This is a genomic window from Streptomyces sp. CB01635 (genome assembly GCF_002803065.1).
Taxonomy (GTDB): Bacteria; Actinomycetota; Actinomycetes; order Streptomycetales; family Streptomycetaceae; genus Streptomyces.
Genome location: NZ_NNBL01000016.1, coordinates 159,144 through 178,638 on the forward strand (window position 1 = coordinate 159,144; position 19,495 = coordinate 178,638).

The following is a 19,495-nucleotide window of genomic DNA, read 5'->3' on the forward strand; positions in this document are numbered from 1 at the left end:
TGCGACACCGCGTGATCGCGTAACTGCCGCGACGAAGCCCGGCCCAGGTCGTTGACCAGCCCATGAAGATCACCATCGCGCGGCGGCAGCTGCGTCTCATGGCCGCAACCGTGGCCGCCCTGGCACTGGGGCTCACGGGCGCCGGCAGCTCCCCGGCCGCGAGCTCCGCCGCCGCTGATCGCCCTACGGCGGAAATTTTCGCCACCGACAACACCGCGGTCATCACGGACCCGGACGACCCCAGGCTCCACACCCGTCTCACACGCTTCGACCACGAAGTACGCGGGATCGTCCGCGCCAACGGGGCCACGCCCGTCGCCTCGAAGCTCCTGGAGGGAGTCTTCTGGTCCGGCGACCTCAAGCAGGCCACCTATGAGCGCTCACGCGAGTTCGGCATCAACAGGGTCGGCCGTGACGGGCTCCACCACATCGCCGGCGTCATCGCCAAGACGTACCACCAGGAGTCCGTGCTCACCTTCCGCCGTCTGCCGCCCACCTCGCCGGAGACCGACGCACTCGAAATCGAGGCGGCCGGCGTCAGCGCAAGCAGGCTGCATGACGAGCTGGTCGCGGACCCGGTGGCCCGCGACAAACTCGGCGGCGGCTCGGTCACCGTCGACGGCAGGCTCATCCTCATCGCGCCGCTCGGCGACCTGCCATTGGCCCGGGAGTTCACGGCCAAGCTAGGTGTCGACTGGCAGACGGCCCAAGTGCACTACGGTGACCGGGAATTCGTGGGCTGAATCAGGAGCGCGCCGGCGCCCTCACGGCCTAAGGCCTTTCGTTCCGCCCGGCGGGGTGTCCGGCCGGATCGGGCGTCGGCCGGACCCCACCATGACCGTTGAGCGCGTAGGCCGCCTGGTACAGCGCCTCCTGGGCCACCAGACGGGCCTCCGCCACGACGTCACCGCGTTCGCGCACCAGGCTCTCGTAGACCGGCAGATGGTCGTTTCCGGTTGAGCTGAAATTCACAGGGCTGGTCCTTCTCGGCATCTGTCGTACTCGTGGTCCGTTCGGTTCCCGAAAGGCTCGGTGCCGAACGAGGCGGGGCCGACAGTTCACTCGGAGCCGGCCGGTAATGCGAGATTGATCGCGGTCACACGCGGTTGAGTCGCGCGGCGATCCCGTGCCCGACCAGCAGGTAAATCACCGCCGGCAGACCGTAATTGAGGAGAACGCGAAGGCCTTCTGTGTCCATGGTGAAAACATCCTGTGACCACCAGGCCAGCCAGTCTGCCGTTCCGTGCACGAACTCGACGAAGACGTTGTCCTGGTTGGCTTCGAGCAGGTAGAGCAGAATCCACAGACCCAGGAACACCGCGGCAATGTCAGCGATGGTGTGGATGACCAGCCCCGCCCGCCGGGCGCCGCCCTCGCGCCGCTCAGGGCGTCGTGGCGGCTGTGGGGGCTGCTGGTACTGGTCGTAGGGGTGGGGCGGTCCGGCCATCGGGTCGGTATTGCTCACGGGAATCCAATCTGACGCGTTACTTTTCAGGCCGAGGCAGGAGCGAACATCGCCTCTGGTTCCCTCAGGCAATCGCCTGCCGCACCACACATACAGAGCGTCGCGCGGGCCCGTACAACTCTGCGTCACGCAACCGCCGTCGCGTTACACTGCCATCGGAATATCCCAAATATGGCCAGGTAATCGGCAACTTGCCTAAATGTGCGAGCGCGGGATCCATTTCACCGTCGAACACCTCACATCAGTGTGCCCATTGCGTGCCCTCTTCGTGATGTCTTTATGTGAATGGCGCACTTACCGTTCATGTCGCGGCGGACGGTGAGCGCCCGCATCCCGGGAGGTGCGGGCATGACGGAGACTCCACAGGTCCATCAGCATCGTGCCGAGTATGCCGAGTTGGGGCTCTCAGGCCGACGTCCGGAGCGCTGCCGGTCCGGAGCGTGACTCGGGGCGGCGACACGTCCGGGCACTACGTCAGTAATCGGTGGTCAAACCGGTCGGGGCATCGACACCCGGCGCTGCGGCGTGTGACGTAGTGCACCTGGATGTCTTGACTGCAGAGGTGGCATGATCCGGGAGCGTGACGCCCCGCAACCCGACAGTTCGCCCATTCCGGGCGACGGAAGGACATGCGCATGTTCCGTAAGGTGCTCGTCGCCAACCGCGGAGAGATCGCGATCCGGGCGTTCCGCGCCGGCTTTGAGCTAGGGGCTCGAACCGTCGCGGTGTTCCCTCACGAGGATCGCAACTCACTGCACCGGATGAAGGCGGACGAAGCCTACGAGATCGGCGAGGCCGGGCACCCCGTACGGGCCTATCTCTCCGTCGAGGAGATCATCCGTGCGGCGCGCAAGGCGGGCGCCGATGCCATCTATCCCGGGTACGGCTTCCTGTCCGAGAACCCCGAGCTGGCGCTCGCGTGCGAGCGTTCCGGCATCACGTTCGTCGGGCCGAGTGCCGAGACGCTCGAACTGACGGGGAACAAGGCGCGCGCCGTGGCCGCGGCCCGTGCGGCCGGCGTCCCGGTCCTCGGTTCCTCGCAGCCCTCAACCGACGTCGACGAGCTGGTCCGGGCGGCCGACGATCTCGGCTTCCCGGTCTTCGTCAAGGCCGTGGCCGGTGGCGGCGGGCGCGGCATGCGGCGCGTGGAGGACCCGGCGACGCTGCGCGAGTCGATCGAGGCTGCGGCCCGCGAGGCCGAGTCGGCGTTCGGCGACCCGACCGTCTTCCTGGAGAAGGCCGTGGTCGAGCCCCGGCACATCGAGGTGCAGATCCTCGCCGACGGCGAGGGCCGCGTCATCCATCTCTTCGAGCGCGACTGCTCCCTGCAGCGCCGCCACCAGAAGGTGATCGAGCTGGCGCCCGCGCCGAATCTCGATCCCGAGGTGCGCGAGCGGATCTGCGCCGACGCCGTGAAGTTCGCCCGGCAGATCGGCTACCGCAACGCGGGCACCGTGGAATTCCTCCTCGACCCCGCCGGACAGCACGTCTTCATCGAGATGAATCCGCGGATCCAGGTCGAGCACACGGTGACCGAGGAGGTCACCGATGTGGACCTCGTCCAGGCGCAGCTGCGGATCGCCGCCGGCGAGACGCTGGACGACCTCGGCCTGTCCCAGGACACCGTGCGCCTCCACGGCGCCGCGCTGCAGTGTCGGATCACCACCGAGGACCCGGCCAACGGCTTCCGCCCCGACACCGGCAAGATCAGCGCCTACCGTTCCCCGGGCGGCTCCGGCATCCGGCTGGACGGCGGCACCACCCATGCCGGTACGGAGATCAGCGCCCACTTCGACTCGATGCTGGTCAAACTGACCTGCCGGGGACGGGACTTCGAGGCCGCGGTCGGCCGGGCCCGGCGTGCCGTGGCCGAGTTCCGTATCCGCGGTGTGTCGACGAACATTCCCTTCCTCCAGGCTGTTCTCGACGATCCCGACTTCGCCGCCGGACGCGTCACCACTTCGTTCATCGAGAAGCGCCCGCATCTGCTGACGGAACGTCACTCGGCCGACCGTGGCTCGAAGTTGCTCACCTACCTCGCCGACGTCACGGTCAACAAGCCGCACGGCGAGCGGCCCCATCTGATCGATGCCGCCACCAAGCTCCCGCGGCTGCCCGACGGCGAACCGCCGGCCGGCTCCAAGCAGAAGTTGACCGAACTCGGCCCCGAGGGCTTCGCCCGGTGGCTGTGCGCCTCCCCCACCATCGGCGTCACCGACACCACGTTCCGGGACGCGCATCAGTCGCTGCTCGCCACCCGGGTCCGTACCAAGGACCTCCTCGCTGCGGCGCCGGCCGTGGCGCAGACGGTGCCGCAACTCCTTTCGCTGGAGTGCTGGGGCGGCGCGACCTACGACGTCGCGCTGCGCTTCCTCGCCGAGGACCCGTGGGACCGGCTCGCCGAACTGCGCGCGGCCGTGCCCAACATCTGTCTGCAGATGCTGCTGCGCGGCCGTAACACGGTCGGCTACACGCCGTACCCCACGGAGGTGACCAACGCCTTCGTGGAAGAGGCTGCCGCGACCGGTATCGACATCTTCCGGATCTTCGACGCCCTGAACGACGTGGGTCAGATGCGGCCCGCGATCGACGCGGTGCGTGAGACCGGCTCGGCGGTTGCGGAGGTCGCCCTCTGCTACACCTCCGACCTGTCCGACCCGTCGGAGAAGCTCTACACCCTCGACTACTACCTGCGTCTCGCGGAGCAGATCGTGGACGCGGGCGCCCATGTGCTCGCGGTCAAGGACATGGCGGGGCTGCTGCGCGCGCCTGCGGCGGCGAAGCTCGTCTCCGCGCTGCGCAGGGAGTTCGATCTGCCCGTACACATCCACACGCACGACACCGCGGGTGGCCAGCTGGCCACGTATCTCGCGGCGATCCAGGCGGGCGCCGACGCGGTGGACGGGGCCGTGGCGTCGATGGCGGGAACCACCTCGCAGCCCTCGCTCTCGGCGATCGTCGCCGCCACCAATCACTCGGAACGGCCGACCGGTCTCGATCTCCAGGCCGTCTGCGATCTGGAGCCGTATTGGGAGAGCGTGCGCAAGATCTACGCGCCGTTCGAGGCGGGCCTCTCCTCGCCGACCGGTCGCGTCTACCACCACGAGATCCCCGGCGGCCAGCTCTCCAATCTCCGGACGCAGGCCATCGCGCTCGGGCTCGGCGACCGGTTCGAGGACATCGAAGCGATGTACGCCGCCGCCGACCGGATCCTCGGCCACCTCGTGAAGGTCACCCCTTCGTCCAAGGTGGTCGGCGACCTCGCGCTGCACCTGGTGGGGGCCGGGGTGTCGCCTGCGGACTTCGAGGCCGAGCCGAACTCGTTCGACCTCCCGTCCTCGGTCATCGGGTTCCTGCACGGCGAGCTCGGCCTGCCGCCCGGCGGGTGGCCGGAGCCGTTCCGCACCAAGGCGCTGCAGGGCCGCGCCGGCCCCGGGCCGATGCGTGAACTGTCCGCCGAGGAGCGCGCCGGTCTCGCGAAGGACCGGCGGTCGACGCTGAACCAGCTGCTGTTCCCCGGGCCGACCAAGGACTTCGAGAGCCACCGGCAGGCGTTCGGCGACACCAGCGTGCTGGCCAGCAAGGACTTCTTCTACGGCATCAGCCCGGACCGCGAGTACTCCGTGGACCTGGAACCCGGCGTCCGGCTGCTCATCGAGCTGGAGGCCATCGGCGAGGCGGACGAGCGCGGTGTACGCACTGTGATGGCCACTCTGAACGGTCAACTGCGGCCGATCCAGGTACGGGACCACTCCGTGGCGTCCGATGTCCCGGTGACCGAGAAGGCGGACAAGTCCAACTCGAACCACGTCGCGGCGCCGTTCGCAGGCGTGGTCACGCTGGCGGTGGCCGAGGGCGACACGGTGGAGGCCGGTGCAACGGTGGCCACGATCGAGGCGATGAAGATGGAGGCCTCCATCACCGCCCCGAAGGGCGGCACGGTGTCCCGGCTCGCCATCAACGCGATCCAGCAGGTGGAGGGCGGAGACCTGCTGGTCGAACTCGCCTGACGCGTGACGCCCGACGCCTGAACGCTGACCTGTGCGTCGCTGAGGAATGCCGGGGAAGTTCCACCCCCTGTATCCCTCAAGACGCAGGCCCCGGGCCGGTCGCACTGCGGCTGCCCGGGGCTCGCGCGTCCTTGGGGCGGGCGATTCACATCACCGGGCGTGCCGTCTAGGACAGTCTCTGACCTACATAGGGCATAGCGTGGTTGTTGTCCGACGGAGCAGAAACACGTGGAGGCGTAACCATGGCTGTCAACGAGCTGGACACCCAGGACCAGGCAGAGGCCCCCGCCGTCACCGGCGAGCGTGCCGAGTGGCTGGAGGCGCTGGACAAGCAGCGGAACTTCCTGCGCTTCACCGCCCGTGACCTCACCGACGAGCAGGCCGCGAAGCAGACCACCGCGAGTGCGCTGTGCGTGGGCGGTCTCATCAAGCACGTCACCGAGGTCGAGCGGTCCTGGGTGGACTTCATCCTCAACGGCCCGTCCGCGATGCCTGACTTCACGGCCATGACCGAGGCCGACTGGGCCCGCCGCGCCGACGGGTTCCGGCTGCAGCCGGGCGAGACGTTGGAGGGTGTGCTGGCCGCCTACGCCAAGGAGGGCCGCCGGACCGACGAGGTGATCGCCGATCTCCCCGACCTGGATGTCACGTGGCCGCTGCCGAAGGCCCCGTGGTCCGAGCCGGGCGGCAAGTGGTCGGCGCGCCAGGTGCTGATGCACATCGTCGCCGAGACCGCTCAGCACTGCGGCCACGCCGACATCATCCGCGAGTCCCTCGACGGGGCCAAGACGATGGGCTGACCGGCTGCGTGCTAGCCCTTCGCACCGGCCTCGAAGTAGCGGCGGGGGACGTCGACGAGCATGGTGTCGATCTGCTCCTTGGCGACCCCGCGCCGTTCGAGGTAGGGCAGCACCTCGTCCGCGATGTGGAGGTAATGCCACTGCGGGAGCAGCGGCATGACGGCGGGGTCGATCCAGTCGATGTAGCAGGAAGCGTCCTGCGAGAGCACCATCCGGTCGGCGTACCCCCGTCGGCACATCTCCACCACCGTGTCGGCCCGGGCCTCGAAGGTGGTCTCGAGGTTGATCCCGAACCGGTCCATCCCGAGCACGAACCCGGCTTCGGCCAGTTCGCTGAGGTGGTCCACGTCGGTGGTGTCACCGCTGTGCCCGAGCACGACGCGGCTCGGGTCCACGCCCTCCTCGTCGCACAGCACACGCCTGACCTCCAGCCCTGTGCGCGCGCCCGGGTGGGTGTGCACGGTGATGGGGGTGCCGGTGCGCAGATGCGCCTTGGCCACCGCACGCATCACCCGCTCCACACCCTGTGTGAGGCCCTGCTGGTCGATGGCGCACTTGAGCAGGCCGGCCTTGACGCCGGTGCCGGCGATGCCGTCCTCGATGTCGCCGACGAACATGTCCACCATCGGGTCCGGCACTTCCATACCCGCGGCTTCGTTCAGCGCCGGACCGCGGTGATGGAAGAAGAACGGCACGTCTTCGTACGTGTAACAGCCCGTCGCCACCACGATGTTGAGGTCGGGAAGCTGCTCGGCGACGCGCTGGATCCGCGGAATGTAGCGGCCCAGGCCGATCACCGTGGGGTCGACGATGGTGCGGACGCCCTGGGCGCTGAGCGCGCCGAGCTTGTCCACCGCGTCCGCGATCCGGTCATCCTCGTCACCCCACTCCCCTGGGTAGTTCTGCTGCACGTCCGGGCTCAGCACGAAGATGTGCTCGTGCATGTACGTGCGCTCCAGGGCGCCCGTGTCCACCGGTCCCCGGACGGTCTCCACCATGGCCATCAGCGCAGCTCCTTCTTGAGGATCTTCCCGGTGGGTCCCTTGGGCAGCTCGTGGAGCACCCGGATCTCACGGGGGTATTTGTAGGCGGCCATCCGTTCCTTGCAGAACGCGATCAACTCCTCGGGCGTGGCCTGCCGTCCGGGCGTCAGACTGACGACCGCGACGACTTCTTCGCCGAACGTCTCGTCGGGCCTGCCGATGACGGCGGCCTCCGCGACGACGGGATGCTCGTACAGGACCTCCTCGACCTCACGGGGATAGACGTTGTAGCCACCGCGGATGACGAGGTCCTTCTTCCGGTCGACGATGAAGAGGTAGCCGTCGTCGTCGGCGTAGCCGAGGTCGCCGGTGTGGAACCAGCCTCCCCTCATCGCGTCGGCCGTCGCCTGCGGGTTCTTGTAGTAGCCCTTCAGGACGTTGTGCCCGCGGATCACGATCTCGCCGACGTGGTCCGGGCCAGGGGGCAGTGGTTCGTCGTCGGTGTCGACGACGCGTATCTGCACGCCCCACACCGGCTTGCCGACGGAGAGCACCTTGCGTTGGTCGGCGCTGATGTTGAACGTGGCGGTACTCGCCGTCTCCGACAACCCGTAGCCTTCGAGAATCACGATGCCGGGGAACCTCTCCTCGAAGGCCCGGATGACCTCCCCCGGAATGGCGGCACCGCCCGACACACCGACACGCAGCGACGCCAAGTCACGTTCCCCGGCTGCCGCGTTGAGGAGGGCGACGTACATCGTGGGCACGCCCGGGAAGATGGTGGCGCCATGCCTTTCGATGGCGTCGATGACCGCTCCCGGCTCGAAGCGGGGCACCAGCACCATCGTGGTGCCGAAGCGCACGGCGGCGTTGAGGACACTGGACAGACCGAAGACGTGGAACATCGGCAGTACGGCTATGACGATGTCTTCGTCGAGGAAGCCGATCAGGTCCCCGGCGACGGAGCAGTTCATGTACAGCTGGAAGTGCGTGAGTTCGGCGCCCTTCGGCTTGCCGGTGGTGCCGCTCGTGTAGAGCAGTACCGCGGTGTCGTCGGCGTTGGTCGGCACGATGTCGGGGGTCTCGGCCGGGGCGAGCAGCTCGTCGAACGGCCTGGTTCCTTCCGGCCGCTGCCCGCCACCGAGGTCGACGACGTACGTCGAGATGCCGGGCACCGCGCTCGCACCCCGGTGCGCCTCCTCAGCGAACGACTCGCAAGTGATGAGCACTTGAGCGTCGGAGTTCTCCAGGTGGTACGTGACCTCCGGCGCCCGCAGCAGCGGGTTCAGCGGCACCATGACCAGCCCGGCCCGCAGGGCGCCGAAGTAGGCGAACAGGAACTGCGGGATGTTGGGCAGCTGGACCGCTACCTTCGCGCCCCGCTCGAGGCCGAGCGAGAGAAGGTTCCCGGCCACCAGGCCGGAGAGCTCCTCCACCTGGGCGTAGGTCAAGGCAGTGTCGTCGATGATGACGCATGGCTTGTCCGGGGCGGCCGACGCCGTCTCGTACAGCATCGTGGCCAGGTTGAAGCTCACATCAGCTCCTGAGTGCCGTAACAGTGGCCCTAGGCATACCGTCCAGTCGGTAGGGGGTCAAGGGCTTGCGCACGGACGCCGAAGAGCGACCTCTAAACCGGCCGTGTGCTCCGGCTCCGGCTGCCGCCGGTCGCGGTGGGCAACGCCTGCCGGGCGGCCGTCAGTTCGCAGGCCTCGCCCCTGCGGTCGAGCGTGAAACGTAGCGGCAGTGGAGGACGAGCCAGGTGAACGTGTCGAGGTCGGCCAAGTCGAGGTTGAACGTCGTCTGGATCTTTTCCACCCTGTATCGGGCCGTGTTGGGGTGGACGCCCAGCGCCGCGGCGGTTGCGGCGATGTTGCGGTTGTTGTCCACGTAGGCCTGAAGGGTCCGGAAATAGTCCGTTCCCGACTGCTTGTCCATCTCCTCGATGCGGCGGAGGACTGCAGGCTGCTGAGGGCCTGTACTGCCTTTGACGCCGGCCATTTCCGCAAGGTCGACGTGGTGATGATGATGCGTCAGATGGACTACGTACGTACCGGGTTGGGGTATGACCACCTGCACCCGCAGTAGCCCGGCCAGGGTCTGCATCTGTTTGAATTCGGCGCTGATGTCGCTCACGTCGCCGAGTCGGGATCCGGCGATGACGGTCATGGATGCACCATTCGGCTGCGCACCTTGGAAGAAGTCTTCGAGACTTCGCTCTGTCTGGACCCAGTCGTGCTCGGCGCTGCCGCTGAAGAGTATGACGAGGCGGGCGTCGACCTCGGCGAGGAGCGCACTTGGATGAATGATGTGGAGCCACGCCGAGAGGCGGCGGACGAGCCGGTCCCCGGGCGCGCTCGCCGAGTCGTAGGACGTCGGCGCCAGCATGGCGAGGACGAACCAGCGCCGTTGTGAGATGTCGAACGGAAGCGCGGCTGCGAGGGACTCGTTGGGCACCCGCACCAGAGCTGAGAGCAGATTTGCCTGCCGTGTGCGCCGCAGGTCCAGCTCGGCGCGTGCGTGGTGAAGGTGCAGCGCGGCCGTGTCCAGCAGTCCCGGCAGGACGGCGGTTGCCTTTGCTCGGGCATCCTTGGTGTCGGCGATGACCCAGATCGTGCCCAGGATTTCTCCGTCGCTGCGCACGGCGGCGGCCACTCGTCCGAACACACCGGCCCCGCCCGGCACGTACAGGCACCCGGTGCGTGCGTAGACCGTCCGGTAGTCGAGATCGGTGGCGGGCGAGTCGATCTCGCTCATCAGCAGTGTGGCGTCGCGGCGTTGCTGGTCGATGGGCTGAGCGAGCGCAGGTCCGCAGCCGGCGCGTGGCCACCCGGCATCCGATGACCCTCTCGGTGACGTGGGCGTACTCTCCGTAGCCCGGGTCCATCAGCAACACCCTGCTCTGCGGCGTCAGCCACTGACCGAACGCCCTGAAGATGAGGTCGGATGAACCGGCGCCGACCGCGAGCGTCTCAGTCGGCAGCGACCGCGCCATGGCGATTTCCGCCAACAGGCCCTCGGCACCGGTCGGCGGTGAGGTCCGGGCGGCCCAGCCCGGATCCTCCGCGAGCACCGCCCGTACGCCGGGAGCGGGTGGGAACCAGGCATCCAACACATCGGCCGCCACTACTTGATGGCGCCGGTGCAGACTACGGAAGTCCGTGCCGATGGCGGTGAACGAGGCCCCGCCGTGTTCGCAGCCGTCCGACCGTGGTGCGAACGGCATGTCGAGCCGCCAGTCCACATCGGAGCCCAGTCGCTTCAGCGTGGCGCGGTAACGGTCCATCGTGACCTTCGTCAGGTCGGCCACACTCGCGGTCAGCACCTCGAACGTCAACGCACCGCTGTGGACGGTACGGCCGACCGGGCGCAGTCCGGCGGACAGGTACATGTTGAGCAGGTCGGTACGCCCCATTGCCACCACCTGTCGGCCACCCCGGGCGGCGATCCAGCGCAGTGCCGCATACATCAGCAGTAGTGCCGCTGAAGTGCTCCGCCAGCGCGGCTCAACCGTGAGGATGCGCACCTCGAACACATCGCTCTCGCCCAGGAGCGGCAACTCCTCGCGGCTCAGGTACTTGTCCAACGCATACCGGCCCAGCCAAGGCGGAGTCACACTGACAAAGCCGATTCGGGCCGCCCCTCGCCCGCGACGAGGTAGACGTTCTCGCCGTCCAACCCGTCGCGAAGCCGACCGGCCGGATCCGGCGCGTGCTGGCCCAACTCCTGTGCGTACACCCGATGACGCAGCCCGTGGATCCACTGAAGATCCTCCGGAGTGGCAACACGCAGCTGCAGATCACGGCCGCCCATAAGCACCTCTCTCAACTCGGATGGAGGGACTCCATGGTGGGGAACGACGCCTCTCCGCATCAGAGCCAAGCGACGCGATCAGCTGAGTAGGAATGCTCAGGCGCAGTCGTCCCCTGCGTGCTCGGGGCCCGCCCAAGGCCGGGGCGATGCCGAGTGGCTCGCCGGCAGTCGGTCAGTAGCTCTCAGCTGTGCCGAGATACTGCTCGGCGAACGCGGCCGCCGCGAGCGGAGAGGTGAACAGGCGCCGAAGCCGCGCGAGCGTGGTGCCCGTCCGGAACGGCTCCCCCGCGGCCGACCCGTGATAGACGTCGGACAACCACTGCGAGAACTCCTGGTAGTCCCACACCCGACGCAGGCAAGCCTCCGAGTAGCCCTCCAGACCGCTGTTACTTCCGGCTTCCTGCGTGAGGTGGGCGACCAGTGCGTCGCCGAGCAGGAAAGCGTCGTGCAGGGCGAGGTTCATGCCCTTCGCCGCGATCGGCGCCACAAGGTGGGCCGCGTCACCGGCCAGGAACAGGCGCCCGGACGCCATCGGCTCGACGACATAGTCGTGCATGTCCAGCATCCGCTTCTCGACCAACCGCCCCTCGACCAACTCCGGGGCTCCCTCCACAGCGAGCCGTCGGCGCAGCTCAGCCCATACGCGCTCATGCGGCCAGTTCTCCGGGGCGTCGCCGGGCGGGCACTGGAGGTAGTAACGGGTCACCTCGGGACTGCGAGGCATCTGTCCGGCGAATCCGTCCTGATGGATCCCGAAGAGCACACAGTCGGAGGAGGGCGGCGCCTCGGCCAGCAGGGACAGCCAACCTATGCCGTAGTCGTGCCGCGCGACCCGGTAGTGATCAGCCGGCAGGGCGCGCCGCGTCACGCCACGCGCGCCGTCGCACCCTGCGACGAAGCCGCAATGAACCACTTGCCGTTGACCGGACTCGGGGCAGGTGTACGACACGGATGGCCGATCCGTGTCGACGTCGTGCACCTGCACATCCCGGACGCCGAACCTGATGTCACCGTCCCGCACATCGGCGTACTCACGCACCAGATCCGTGACGAGCAGCGGCTGCGGGTACACGAAGTGGTGACGGCCTGTCAGTACGCCGTATTCAAAGCGGTGTCGGCGCCCGTCGAACCGGAATTCACAGGCCGTATGCCGGTGCGCCTTCCGCAGCAGGTTCCCGGCAAGGCCCCGCTGCTCCAGGGCACGAACCGCCCACTCCTCGATGACCCCGGCGCGCGGCCGCTGCTCGATGAACTCCCGCGTCTCGGACTCGAGGACCACGCAGTCGACCCCGGCGCGTCTCAGGATGTTTCCGACGGTCAGCCCGGCGGGACCGGCGCCCACCACGACTACCGAAACGCGTTGTGGAGCAGGGGTATTGGGGCGCTGAAGAGAGTTCACGGCGACATTATGTCGGCGCGGGTGGACAGTTGGATCCCCGGCCCTGCAGTGCCGCCGGCCAAACCTTCGGAAGACAGGTCACACCGGAGGTCTCACCCAAGGAGCCAGGCGTTCGCCGGCCGCCAGGTCCTCGCGCCGGTACCGGAAGACGATTCCCTGGACGATGTCGCGCCGCTCGGCCGCAAACAGGCCGGAGGCGAAACCGGGGAGCCCGCGTCGTCCTCGAAGGCATCCTGGCTACGCCGTTCGGAGTGGCGAACTGGCCGGCGGGGCCAACGATGGTGCGGCATCCAGCAGCGTGGCCGACCGGGTGGCGCCCGCTGTTCTCCGGGCCTCCAACACCCCGGCGGTGCACCCACAGTGCACCGGTAGCCCTCACGCGCCGCGTGCGCGCAGGTCAGAGAGGTTCTCAGCCTCTACACCGACTTCCAAGAACACACCCTGACCGGGATGGACCGGCGACTCGGAGAGTGTGCACCGCAGATTCACCGGCGCGGCGACTACCGTCGCCCCATGGAGCGAGAGCGAGCCGGCGCGATCCGCGCAGTCCTCATCGACATCGACGGAGTACTCACGGTCTCCTGGGAGCCTCTCCCCGGCGCCGTCGAGGCCATGGAGCGGCTGCGCGCTGCGGGGCTCCCCCTCGCGCTGGTCACCAACACGACCTCACGTACACGCGCGTCGATCTGCGCACGGCTTACGGGGGCCGGGTTCCCCGTCTCGGTCGACGACATCCTCACCGCCCCGACCGTCACCGCCGCCTACCTTCGGGAGCACCACCCGGGCGCACGCTGCCTGCTGCTCAACGCCGGTGACATCCAGGACGATCTGACGGGCGTGACGCTTGTCAATGAGCCGGAAGAGCACTCGGGTGCGGACGCCGACACCGCCGGCAACGTGGACGTCGTCGTGGTCGGTGGCGCGGGGGACGAGTTCGGCTACGCAGCCCTCAACCGCGTCTTCCATCACCTCCAGCGCGGAGCACACCTCGTAGCCATGCACCGGAACCTCTACTGGCGCACCGCCGACGGGCTCGACCTCGACACGGGCGCCTTCCTCCTCGGGCTGGAGCGGGCCGCCCGGGTCGAGGCGAGCATCACCGGCAAACCGTCCGAGGCCTTCTTCGCCGCCGCGCTCGCCCATCTGGGCGCCGAGCCGTCCACGACCCTCATGGTGGGCGACGACATCGAGTCCGACGTGCTCGCCGCCCAGCGCAGCGGCGTCACCGGGGCACTCGTCAAGACCGGCAAGTACCTTCCTGAGACGCACCGTTCGGCCGACGGCACACCGGACCACGTGCTCGCCTCCTTCGCCGCACTCCCCGACCTCCTCGAACGCCTGGCCTCGGACTCCCGCTGAGCCCGGGCCACGGGTGTGCCGTCGGCGCGGTCCTCAGCGGGCCCTACTTGTTGCTCTTCCAGAGGGTCAGCGTGGTGACGTAGTCAGGCATGTCGCTGGACAAACCCTGCTTGGTGTCGGGTACGACGTCGGTGACACGGAGCATCGCCAGGTTGTCGTCGCTGGTGACGGTGCACAACACCATGCCCTTGGTCAGGGTCTTCCCGGCCATTGCGAGAGCGCGACCGCAGCGCCTTTCTCCGGCTGGAGACCGAGCTTGTCTCCGGCGGGCTCGGCGGCCCCGAACCTGACGGGCGGCGGAGGCTTCTCCTCACCACAGCCGGCCAACAAGCCCACGCCCGCCACTACGGTCGGGCACACCCACCTGCTTCGGAACATCGCGATCTCCCCGTTTCGCTTCCTGCACAGCATCATGACGACGCCGACTGGTCCTCCCAGTGCGTCGACCCGTCTCGGTTGCGTTTGGTTCCAACGGGGACGGGTGCTCACGACCAGTCAGCCACACGGTCTGCGGCGCCATCTGTCTACGGCGCCTGTCCGGCCGCGCCTCTTGGGGTGTGAGCGGTCTGGCGTGGCCGGTGTCGCCTCCTGTGGCACGTGAGGCCTCACAGGGCGCAGGAGTCCCGTCCTAAGTCGTACGTGTGTTGGGGCGTCGCGGCCCGCACGCTCACTGTATGAGGGGTTCTGGCAGGGGGGTCGCGAGGATCGGCAGCGGGCAGTTCCGGTGTCCGTACTGTGGGCTGCCACAGGATCGGGTGGCCACGCTCGAGCATGACTGGGTCCTGCTGGAGCCCGGGATGCGGGTGCTGGCACATCTCGTACCTGCGGAGCATCGGTGGATCGAGCTGTCGGACGGCCGGGTCACCGTGTACGGCGTGTGTCCCGTGGACGGGACGCAGCGGTGCCGCATCGAGCATCGGCTGGCCTGTGCCGGGCAGGAGCTGCCCGATCTGTGGCCGTGGCTGACGACACTGCGGAATGAGAACGGGCGGATGGCGCGGCGCCAGGAACCGGAGCTTCCTCCCGGGGATGCCCAGCTGCCCGACGTGGGGTGACATTCGTGGCGGTCAGCGACCGCATCCCCTGATCTCGTGTCGGGCGCGTGAACACCCGTCCGCCCCGCGCTTTTGGCGCTCAGGACGGCGGCTGTGCGGCCGTCAGTCGCGCGCGGGAGCCCGGGGCGGACGTGTCGTGGTTCAGCAGTTGGGCAACGGGTTCGTCTCGCTGGAGATCGCGGTGTCCTTCATCCAGCCGTACTCTCCGTTGTCAGCGACCGTGAACTCCCAGCGGGTCGGGTGTGGTCCACCCACCCAGTTCTGGCCGTCCATCTTGCAGAAGAACCAGCTGGGGTTGGAGTTCATGTAGCCGACGACCCTGCTCGGATCGGGGTATTGCGTGCTCGCTCCCATCGTGCCGTAGACGGGCGCCCCCGATACGTTGTTGCACCACCATCGTCCGCCGCTCTGCCAGCATCCGCCGGCCGCGCTCGCGGACGGCGCGGCGGCTCCTGCCACGGTGACGGCGAGTGCGGCGGCGGTCAGCACCGCACCCAACCTGCTCCTCTTACGCATTCAAATCCCCCGTAACTCCCTTTGTACGGTGGGGCGTTCACCCCCACCGCTGGTACTCCCCCATAGCAACACAATCGGATGCCTGCGCCCAGATGCTTGCCGCGAACACCACAAAACACCCACAACCCTTGCGCCCCCGTGTCCTACACGAACCGCACCTCCGGACACTTCGACGAGGGTCCGTCCAGGAAGTGACCGCCTGAGCGCCCGAGGAGCCAACGGTCGAAGAACGCCGTCACATACGCCCGCTGCGCGGCAACCGCCCGCGCCGCCGGCACCGTTCCCACGAGGCCGGTCACCGTCTCCTTCGGCAGCCCCAACTGCCGGGCGATCTGCGGAATCAACGATGCCGCATCGGTGTACGTCGCATGCTGCGCGCCACGTAGCACCAGGTCCCGGTGCCAGCCGTCGCTGTGCTCCCACAGCGCGCGCCAGGACGGCACGTTCGTACGGTCGTCACCGTCCATGCCCATGAGGAGGAACGGCCCGTCCACCCCGTCGCGGGCCACCGAGGAAAGCTCCCCCTCGTCATGATCGTCCCCTACGTAGGCGAGCACCCCGTCCAGATTCGCTGCCGCAGTGATCCGCTCGTCGTCATGCATCGTCTGCAGCGCCGCGAAGCCGCCCGCCGACTGCCCGAACATGCCGATCGGCGCGCGCTCCACGCGGCCCGTGGCGAACGCCCGCTCCACCTCGTCCAGTACGAACCGCGTATCGGCCACCCGTACCGCGCTCGTCTTCTTCATCAGCGCGACGACCGCTTCGGGCCCCTCCTTCTGCGCCCGTTCGAACTCCTGCGGAAGCAGAGTCGTCTCCACCCGCCCACCGGGAAACTCCACCGCCGACGCGTCGTAGGTGTGGTCGATCGCCACCACCACGTACCCGTGCGACGCCAGCTCGTCCGTCAGCGTCGTACCCAGGGTTCGCGGGTCCCCCACGCCCGGCGAGTACAGCACCACCGGCCGCGGACCGCGCCGGTCCAGTGGCGCGCCGAGGTGGGCGAAGGTCTGTGTCGTGCTCCAGTCGATGCGCCCCTTCGGCAGATCGCCGAAGTTGTTCACGCGGTCGAAGCCGACTGCCTCCCCCTTCGTCATCTGCGGCACGCGCCGGCCCGAGGCGACGGAGCGGGCCGGGTACCGGACATCCACCATCAGCTCACGCCTGCGAACGGGAACCCACGGATCCGCGCGTTCCCGGTCCACCAGCCGCAGCGACACCGTCCCCACGCCGTACGGCCCGGTCGGCGCGGGCAGCTTCAGACGCACCGAGCGGGACGTGCGTGGCGTGGTCGCCGTGTCGTCCGCTGCCATCGCGGTCGCCCTCGCGCCGGGTACGCCCGCCGCCGCCCAGGAGAGGCCGAGCGCGGACGCGGCCAGCACGCGGCGCCTGCTCGTCATGTCGGTCTTGATGTTGGCGTTGGTGTCCATGCCGCAAGCTTCTCGGGCGGCCCGCCCACGTCACCATCCGACAGGCCAGACCATCCAGTTGGGGGAAAACCCCCACGCAACGCACGCGTTCAGTGCGCCGCGCCGCCCTCGACGAGTCGCCTCAGGGAGGGAAGCAGCGCATCGAGATCCTGTCCGGTCCGGAAGGCCACAAGGGTGGTGCCGGCGTCACCTGAGTCCCCGGCACCGGAGGGCGCGGGGAAGAGGGCGAGCACTTCGCGCATGGCGTCGTCCATCTCCGCCACCGGGTCGGAGGTCTCGCCCCGGAGCCAGCGGCGCAGTACATGGTTGTGGGCCGCGACCACGGCCGCCGCCATCAGTTCGGCCCGCAGCGACGCCGACTCCGTGGGGTCACCCATCCAGTCCGCGATGAACTCGCGGAACAGCCGCTGGTACCTGGCCACACTGGCGATCTCCCGGTCCCGCAGGACCGCCACCTTGCTGGTCAGCGTGTACCGCCGCCGCGCGAGGTCGCCCTCGTCGATGTAGTGCAGCAGCACCAGGCGGACCGCGTCGGAGACGGCGATCAGGCCGGTGCTGTGGCTGGAGGTGGCCAGCCTGTCCTTGATCAGCGCGAGCAGCCGGTCATGGTCGGGGAAGATCACGTCTTCCTTCGACCGGTAGTGCCGGAAGAACGTCGTGCGGCCCACTCCGGCCCGCTCGGCGATCTCGTCGACGGTGGTCTGCTCGTATCCGCGCTCGTCGAAGAGCGCGAAGGCGGCGTCCGCGAGGCGGATCCGCGCGGCTGGCTTACTCATGACCACCCATCCTCACTCATGACCGCCCATCCTTCCCTGTATCGGTGCTCGGAAGCCACTTGCCTGAGTCGATGGTACTGAGTACCGTTGATGTGACATCGAGTACCACAGGAGGTCCGGCGTGGGTTCCGAGGCACAGAGCGAATCCGGTCTGCCCATCCAGCCGCTCTACGACGGCTGGTCGCTGACGGATTTCGACGCGGACGCCAAGCTCGGCGCCCCGGGAGAGTTCCCGTACACGCGGGGCGTGTATCCGTCGATGTACACCGGCCGGCCGTGGACGATGCGGCAGTACGCCGGATTCGGCACGGCAAAGGAGTCCAACGAGCGCTACCACGAGCTGGTCGGCGCCGGAACGGGCGGCCTGAGCGTCGCCTTCGACCTGCCGACGCAGATGGGCTACGACTCGGACGAGTCGATCGCCCGCGGCGAGGTGGGCAAGGTCGGCGTGGCGATCGACTCGATCGAGGACATGCGCACCCTGTTCCAGGGCCTGCCCCTGGACAAGGTGTCCACGTCGATGACGATCAACGCCCCCGGCTCGACACTGCTCCTGCTCTACCAGCTCGTCGCGGCCGAGCAGGGCATCCCCGGTGACCAGCTGACCGGCACCATCCAGAACGACGTACTCAAGGAGTACATCGCCCGGGGCACGTACATCTTCCCGCCGAAGCAGTCCCTGCGGCTGATCAGCGACATCTTCGCGTACTGCCACAAGGAGCTGCCCCGCTGGAACACGATCTCCATCTCGGGCTACCACATGGCCGAGGCCGGGGCCACGCCCGCGCAGGAGATCGCCTTCACCCTCGCCAACGCGAAGGAGTACGTGCGCGCCGCGCTCGCCGCCGGCCTCGACGTCGACGATTTCGCACCGCGCCTGTCGTTCTTCTTCGTCGCCCGGACGACGCTGCTCGAAGAGATCGCCAAGTTCCGCGCCGCCCGCCGCATCTGGGCCCGCATCATGCGCGACGAGTTCAAGGCCAAGAACCCCAAGTCGCAGATGCTGCGCTTCCACACCCAGACCGCCGGGGTCCAGCTGACCGCGCAGCAGCCCGAGGTCAACCTCGTACGGGTCGCCCTTCAGGGCCTCGGCGCGGTCCTCGGCGGAACGCAGTCACTGCACACCAACTCCTACGACGAGGCCATCGCCCTTCCCACGCAGAAGGCGGCGCGGCTCGCCCTGCGCACACAGCAGGTCATCGCCTACGAGACCGACGTGACCAAGACCGTCGACCCGTTCGCCGGGTCCTACGTCATGGAGTCGATGACGGACGATGTCGAGGCGGCGGCCCTTGAGCTGATCCAGGCCGTCGAGGACCGCGGCGGCGCGGTGGCGGCCATCGAGCAGGGCTTCCAGAAGTCCGAGATCGAGAAGTCCGCGTACCGGATCGCGCTGGAGATCGACCACGAGGAACGCACCGTGGTCGGCGTCAACAAGTACGCCCTCGACGAGGAAGAGCCGTACGAGCCGCTGCGGGTCGACCCCCAGATCGAGATCGACCAGTGCGAACGCCTCGCGGCCCTGCGTAAGGATCGTGACAACGAAGCCGTCGAGCGAGCTCTCGAAGCGCTGCGCGACGCGGCGCGCGGCACCGACAACGTCCTGCCCCCGATGCGCGAAGCCCTGCGCCTGCGCGCCACGGTCGGCGAGGTCTCCCACGCCCTGCGCGACGTGTGGGGCGTTCACGTCCCGCACGACACGTTCTGATCCTCCCTGTCCCCTTCGATCCGTCCGATCCTTGCGATCCCTCCGATCCTTCCGATCCTTGCGATCCCTCCGATCCTTCCGATCCTTCCGATGACCAGTGAGCCCGGTGGAGCAATCAGTGAACGACATCGACATCCACACGACCGCGGGAAAGCTCGCGGACCTGCAGCGCCGGATCGAAGAGGCC

At 68.3% G+C, this 19,495-nt stretch carries 16 protein-coding genes and 1 pseudogene; 6 read left to right on the top strand and 11 right to left on the bottom strand.

Going from position 1 to position 19,495, the window contains the following annotated elements:
- Window positions 1-62: 62 nt before the first annotated feature.
- A complete protein-coding gene (locus CG723_RS30965; protein WP_199841953.1) occupies window positions 63-743 on the top strand; it encodes a hypothetical protein in 681 nt (226 codons plus the stop codon).
- Between the two features lie 28 nt (window positions 744-771).
- Here CG723_RS30965 and CG723_RS30970 read toward each other — a convergent pair whose 3' ends face one another.
- Together CG723_RS30970 and CG723_RS30975 are read right to left on the bottom strand one after the other, a co-directional pair.
- The gene (locus tag CG723_RS30970; protein ID WP_234374607.1) at window positions 772-972 is read right to left on the bottom strand and encodes a hypothetical protein; all 201 of its coding nucleotides are present in this window, start codon (window positions 970-972) and stop codon (window positions 772-774) included.
- Window positions 973-1,096: 124 nt separating this feature from the next.
- A complete protein-coding gene (locus CG723_RS30975; RefSeq protein ID WP_100596823.1) occupies window positions 1,097-1,465 on the bottom strand; it encodes a hypothetical protein in 369 nt (122 codons plus the stop codon).
- 635 nt (window positions 1,466-2,100) lie between these two features.
- Between CG723_RS30975 and CG723_RS30980 the strand changes: the two genes are divergently transcribed.
- A complete protein-coding gene (locus CG723_RS30980) occupies window positions 2,101-5,475 on the top strand; it encodes a pyruvate carboxylase (protein WP_100596851.1) in 3,375 nt (1,124 codons plus the stop codon).
- A 242-nt stretch (window positions 5,476-5,717) separates the two neighbouring features.
- Window positions 5,718-6,275, top strand: a complete 558-nt coding sequence (locus CG723_RS30985) for a DinB family protein (protein WP_100596824.1) — start codon at window positions 5,718-5,720, stop codon at window positions 6,273-6,275.
- An 11-nt stretch (window positions 6,276-6,286) separates the two neighbouring features.
- Here the strand turns inward: CG723_RS30985 and CG723_RS30990 are convergent, their stop codons facing one another.
- From CG723_RS30990 to CG723_RS31010, 5 genes and pseudogenes are all read right to left on the bottom strand, one after another.
- Complete coding sequence (locus CG723_RS30990; protein ID WP_100596825.1) at window positions 6,287-7,279, bottom strand: phosphotriesterase family protein; 993 nt, start codon at window positions 7,277-7,279, stop codon at window positions 6,287-6,289.
- Window positions 7,279-8,793 (bottom strand): long-chain-fatty-acid--CoA ligase, encoded by a 1,515-nt coding sequence (locus tag CG723_RS30995; RefSeq protein WP_100596826.1) that lies wholly within the window; start codon window positions 8,791-8,793, stop codon window positions 7,279-7,281. The genes CG723_RS30990 and CG723_RS30995 overlap by 1 nt, the downstream gene beginning before the upstream one ends.
- A 160-nt stretch (window positions 8,794-8,953) precedes the next feature.
- Entirely contained in the window at window positions 8,954-10,012 is a 1,059-nt protein-coding gene (locus tag CG723_RS31000) for a PucR family transcriptional regulator (protein ID WP_100596827.1), read from the bottom strand.
- A gap of 52 nt (window positions 10,013-10,064) precedes the next feature.
- Window positions 10,065-11,068, bottom strand: a pseudogene (locus CG723_RS47995) (histidinol-phosphate aminotransferase family protein); the annotation flags it as partial.
- Window positions 11,069-11,240: 172 nt separating this feature from the next.
- Entirely contained in the window at window positions 11,241-12,467 is a 1,227-nt protein-coding gene (locus CG723_RS31010) for a 4-hydroxybenzoate 3-monooxygenase (protein WP_100596828.1), read from the bottom strand.
- A gap of 450 nt (window positions 12,468-12,917) precedes the next feature.
- On the opposite strand from CG723_RS31010, the gene CG723_RS31015 reads away from it, so the two are divergent.
- Entirely contained in the window at window positions 12,918-13,826 is a 909-nt protein-coding gene (locus CG723_RS31015) for an HAD-IIA family hydrolase (RefSeq protein ID WP_107489214.1), read from the top strand.
- Between the two features lie 43 nt (window positions 13,827-13,869).
- Here the strand turns inward: CG723_RS31015 and CG723_RS46495 are convergent, their stop codons facing one another.
- Window positions 13,870-14,037 (bottom strand): hypothetical protein, encoded by a 168-nt coding sequence (locus CG723_RS46495; protein WP_159032587.1) that lies wholly within the window; start codon window positions 14,035-14,037, stop codon window positions 13,870-13,872.
- Window positions 14,038-14,500: 463 nt separating this feature from the next.
- Between CG723_RS46495 and CG723_RS31020 the strand changes: the two genes are divergently transcribed.
- The gene (locus tag CG723_RS31020) at window positions 14,501-14,881 is read left to right on the top strand and encodes a DUF6083 domain-containing protein (RefSeq protein WP_267893742.1); all 381 of its coding nucleotides are present in this window, start codon (window positions 14,501-14,503) and stop codon (window positions 14,879-14,881) included.
- Between the two features lie 141 nt (window positions 14,882-15,022).
- Here the strand turns inward: CG723_RS31020 and CG723_RS31025 are convergent, their stop codons facing one another.
- The 3 genes from CG723_RS31025 to CG723_RS31035 all read right to left on the bottom strand — a co-directional run bounded on the left by CG723_RS31025 (window position 15,023) and on the right by CG723_RS31035 (window position 17,600).
- The gene (locus CG723_RS31025; RefSeq protein ID WP_234374613.1) at window positions 15,023-15,370 is read right to left on the bottom strand and encodes a hypothetical protein; all 348 of its coding nucleotides are present in this window, start codon (window positions 15,368-15,370) and stop codon (window positions 15,023-15,025) included.
- 170 nt (window positions 15,371-15,540) lie between these two features.
- Window positions 15,541-16,824 carry an alpha/beta hydrolase family protein gene (locus CG723_RS31030; RefSeq protein WP_234374608.1) on the bottom strand — a complete coding sequence of 428 codons (1,284 nt, stop codon included), beginning with the start codon at window positions 16,822-16,824 and terminating at the stop codon, window positions 15,541-15,543.
- 89 nt (window positions 16,825-16,913) lie between these two features.
- The gene (locus CG723_RS31035; protein ID WP_100596853.1) at window positions 16,914-17,600 is read right to left on the bottom strand and encodes a TetR/AcrR family transcriptional regulator; all 687 of its coding nucleotides are present in this window, start codon (window positions 17,598-17,600) and stop codon (window positions 16,914-16,916) included.
- A gap of 121 nt (window positions 17,601-17,721) precedes the next feature.
- Here CG723_RS31035 and CG723_RS31040 point away from each other — a divergent pair, with 121 nt between their 5' ends.
- Window positions 17,722-19,308 carry an acyl-CoA mutase large subunit family protein gene (locus CG723_RS31040; RefSeq protein WP_100596832.1) on the top strand — a complete coding sequence of 529 codons (1,587 nt, stop codon included), beginning with the start codon at window positions 17,722-17,724 and terminating at the stop codon, window positions 19,306-19,308.
- Window positions 19,309-19,495 lie beyond the last annotated feature (187 nt).

Excerpts from the sequence above, each read along its gene's own strand:
- CG723_RS31030 (WP_234374608.1), bottom strand. The coding sequence starts at position 16,824 with ATGGACACCAACGCCAACATCAAGACCGACATGACGAGCAGGCGCCGC.
- CG723_RS30990 (WP_100596825.1), bottom strand. The coding sequence starts at position 7,279 with ATGGCCATGGTGGAGACCGTCCGGGGACCGGTGGACACGGGCGCCCTG.
- CG723_RS31000 (WP_100596827.1), bottom strand. The coding sequence starts at position 10,012 with ATGAGCGAGATCGACTCGCCCGCCACCGATCTCGACTACCGGACGGTC.
- CG723_RS31015 (WP_107489214.1), top strand. The coding sequence starts at position 12,918 with ATGGACCGGCGACTCGGAGAGTGTGCACCGCAGATTCACCGGCGCGGC.
- CG723_RS30965 (WP_199841953.1), top strand. The coding sequence starts at position 63 with ATGAAGATCACCATCGCGCGGCGGCAGCTGCGTCTCATGGCCGCAACC.
- CG723_RS31035 (WP_100596853.1), bottom strand. The coding sequence starts at position 17,600 with ATGAGTAAGCCAGCCGCGCGGATCCGCCTCGCGGACGCCGCCTTCGCG.
- CG723_RS30985 (WP_100596824.1), top strand. The coding sequence starts at position 5,718 with ATGGCTGTCAACGAGCTGGACACCCAGGACCAGGCAGAGGCCCCCGCC.
- CG723_RS46495 (WP_159032587.1), bottom strand. The coding sequence starts at position 14,037 with ATGGCCGGGAAGACCCTGACCAAGGGCATGGTGTTGTGCACCGTCACC.
- CG723_RS30980 (WP_100596851.1), top strand. The coding sequence starts at position 2,101 with ATGTTCCGTAAGGTGCTCGTCGCCAACCGCGGAGAGATCGCGATCCGG.
- CG723_RS31020 (WP_267893742.1), top strand. The coding sequence starts at position 14,501 with ATGAGGGGTTCTGGCAGGGGGGTCGCGAGGATCGGCAGCGGGCAGTTC.